The organism is Streptomyces sp. MBT65, from assembly GCF_016612545.1.
Taxonomy (GTDB): Bacteria; Actinomycetota; Actinomycetes; order Streptomycetales; family Streptomycetaceae; genus Streptomyces.
Genome location: NZ_JAENRY010000514.1, coordinates 1 through 3,142, shown reverse-complemented (window position 1 = coordinate 3,142; position 3,142 = coordinate 1). Strand labels below are relative to the sequence as shown.

General features: G+C 68.5%; 3 protein-coding genes. All 3 read right to left on the bottom strand.

From position 1 onward, the window contains the following. Positions 1-890, bottom strand: an 890-nt coding sequence (locus tag JHN63_RS49440; protein ID WP_200691686.1) for a serine/threonine-protein kinase, incomplete at its 3' end; no start/stop codon positions are given. Positions 891-915: 25 nt separating this feature from the next. Beyond that, entirely contained in the window at positions 916-2,190 is a 1,275-nt protein-coding gene (locus JHN63_RS49435; protein WP_307782176.1) for a PASTA domain-containing protein, read from the bottom strand. A 117-nt stretch (positions 2,191-2,307) separates the two neighbouring features. After that, positions 2,308-3,142: cytochrome c oxidase assembly protein (locus JHN63_RS49430; RefSeq protein ID WP_200691684.1), on the bottom strand; the 835-nt coding region annotated here is incomplete at its 5' end.

Below are 3,142 nucleotides of genomic sequence, written 5' to 3'. Positions count from 1 at the left end.
GCCCCCATCCCCGCCTCCGTCTGCGGCGTCACGATCCGCGCCAGCGCCGCTTCCGCCTCCGTCGCCGAGATCCGTCGTAGCGGATCCTTCTCCAGCATCGCGTGGAGCACCGGTGCCAAGGCGCCCGCGTGGACCGGGGGCAGTGGGTCCTCCATGACCACCGCGGTGATCTCCGCGAGCGGTGACTCGCGGACGAAGGGGCCGTGGCCCTCGACGGCGTGGTACAGCGTGCAGCCCAGTGAGAAGAGGTCGGCCGCCGGGGTCGGTGGCCCGCCCGTCGCGCGCTCCGGCGCCAGATATCCGGCCGTACCGACGAGCACGGACGTCAGCGTGTACCGCGTCTCACCGGCGTCCGGCTGCACCGAGATGCCGTAGTCGGTGAGCAGGACACGGGCGTACGGCGCACCGGTGCGGTCCGGGGCGAGCAGGATGTTCGCCGGTTTCACGTCCCGGTGCATCACGCCCCGCTGGTGCCCGGCGGTCAGCGCGTCGAGGACGGCGAGCCCGATGCGGGCGCACTCCGCCGGGGCCGGGGAGCCGTGCCGGCCGACCAGGTCGCGCAGGTCCACGGCGTCCGCCACGTACTCCATGACGATCCACGGCAGCCCCTCGTGCTCCAGCACGTCATGGACGGTCACCACATGGGGGTGACCGCGCAGCCCGGCCGCGTTCCGCGCCTCGGCCCGGGCCCGCGCGACCCGGGCCTCGCGTTCGGCGTCGGCGTAGGCCGGGTTGCTGAACACGATCTCCTTGAGCGCGACTTCACAGGCCAGCCGTTGGTCATGCGCGAGCCACACATGTCCCATACCGCCACTGCCCAGCCGGTTCAGCAGGAGATAGCGGCCGGCGATGACCCGGCCCACTCCTGAGGTCGGCGATCCCTGTGACATCCGGAGTCCTCCTTCCGGGCCCGCGTCAGGTCTCGGTCGAGGTGGGTGTGGTGGTCGTGGTGGGTGTCGTGGTCGTGACGGTGGCGGTGACGGCCGTGCTGCTCGTCACGGGAGCACTCGTCACCGGGGCGCTGCTGGTGACCGGCGCGCTCGTCGAGGGCGAGTCGGTCACCAGCGAGGGCGAAGCGGTCGTGGGCGAGCCGCTGGACGGTGAACTGCCGGAGGGTGAACCGCTCGACGGCGGTGGCTTGCTCGCGGGTGAGGACGGTGGCGGTGACGAGGAGGCGGGCGGTTCCGACGTGGACGTCGAGGGCGGTGCCGTGGATGTCGGTGGGCCCGAGGTCGTCGAACTCGGGGGAGCGGACGTCGCCCCACCGTTCACGCTCAGCAGCACGTACTCCCCGAACCGCAGCTCGGTCCCGGCGGGCGGATCGGAGGCGGTGACCTGAGCGTCGTCGGACGGCGTCGCGCTCCCGCCGTACCCGACGGCCAGGCCCCTGCTCACCAGCCGCTGCCGGGCCTCCCCGAACGTCGTCCCCGCGAGGTCCGGCACCGTGTGCCGCTGCCGCGTGTCGAAGACGGTGTCACGCGTGCCTGTCGTACCGACCGGACGCTCGATACCGCGGTCGGGGTCGCCGATGTCGACGAGGGCGAGCCGGTCCAGCCGCTGCGCCGCCGGACGCACGGTCACGACCGAGGACGCCCGATATCCGCTCCACTTCTTGTTGCCGTCCGCGAACTTGACGGAAATCCGGTCCGCGTCGCCCTTGAAGGGGCGCAGCGGATTTCCGCACGAGCACTTCGCGGCGGGTTCCCCCTGCTCGTCGACGAGAATCGCGATTCCCGCCTGGAGAAGGGAGTTGTAAGGCGTGGCCTTTCCTTTCCTGTAGTCGTGGTTCTGTACGAGAGTGTCGTGACGCAGGAGTACGGGTGTGAGCCGGTCCAGATAGGCCGGTATCCCGTCCGTGGTGATCCCCAGCACGCTCGACCAGGCGACCGCCTTCTGGTGGTTCGCGGGATCGGTCAGGAACCTCTTGAGCCTCGCCACGTCACAGACGGTCGGCTTCTTGGTGCCCCCGTACAGACCGGGTGTGTCCCCTTGCTGCAAGGTGCCCCGCACCGGCAGCGAACGAGCCCGGGTGTCGTGGCCCAGTCCCTGTTTCTCGTCGAAGAAAGGCGCGAGCGACGGAACTCCGACGGCGACCGCCTTAACGGCGAACGTATGTGCGCCCCCGCCGCATGCGCTCAGTCCACTCACGACAAGGACACAGACGAGCAGTACGGCGATCCTGCGGATCACCGGAATTCCGTTCCTTTGCACAACCACGCGAAATGTCATGACCGCTCCCCCCGGTGGCGGTTCCCCCATCGCGTTTTATGCTACTGAACGAAATTCCCGTTCAGTTACCGCATGTGTTCAATTGCCTCGTGCGTTCAATGAGGCCAAATAGGCGTTGTACGCCTCGAGTTCCTTGTCGCCGTCCCGGTCGGCGGCCCGGTCCTGCCGCTTGGCCTGGCGCTGCTCCGAGCTGTACCACTGGAACAGCAGGGCGATCAGCACCAGCACGGACGGGACCTCGCTGAACGCCCAGGCGATACCGCCGGCCGCGTTCTGATCGGACAGCGCGTCGATGCCGAGCGAGGCGGGCGGGTTCTTGAACGTCTCGACCATCGGCTCCGACGCCATCATCAACGCGATGCCGAAGAACGCGTGGAACGGCATCCCGGCGAACAGCTCCAGCATCCGCATCAGATAGCCCGGACGGTTCGGTCCCGGGTCCACGCCCATGATCGGCCAGAAGAACACCACACCCACGGCGAGGAAGTGCACCATCATCGCGATGTGCCCGGTCTTCGACCCCATCAGGAAGTCGAAGATCGGCGTGAAGTACAGCGCGTACAGGCTCGCGATGAACAGCGGGATCGTGAACGCGGGATGCGTGATGACCTTCATGTACCGGCTGTGCAGGAACATCAACAGCAGCTCGCGGGGGCCCTTCTTGCCCCGCGCCGCCGGCGGCAGCGCGCGCAGGGCCAGGGTGATCGGAGCGCCGAGCAGCAGCAGGATCGGCGACAGCATGCTGATGATCATGTGCTGCACCATGTGCACGCTGAACATGACCATGCCGTAGTCGTTGAGCTTGGTGCACATCACAAGACCGATGGTCAGCACACCGATGACGTACGAGATCGTCCGCCCCACCGGCCACGAGTCCCCCCGCCGCCGCAACCGCACGACCCCCCACCCGTAC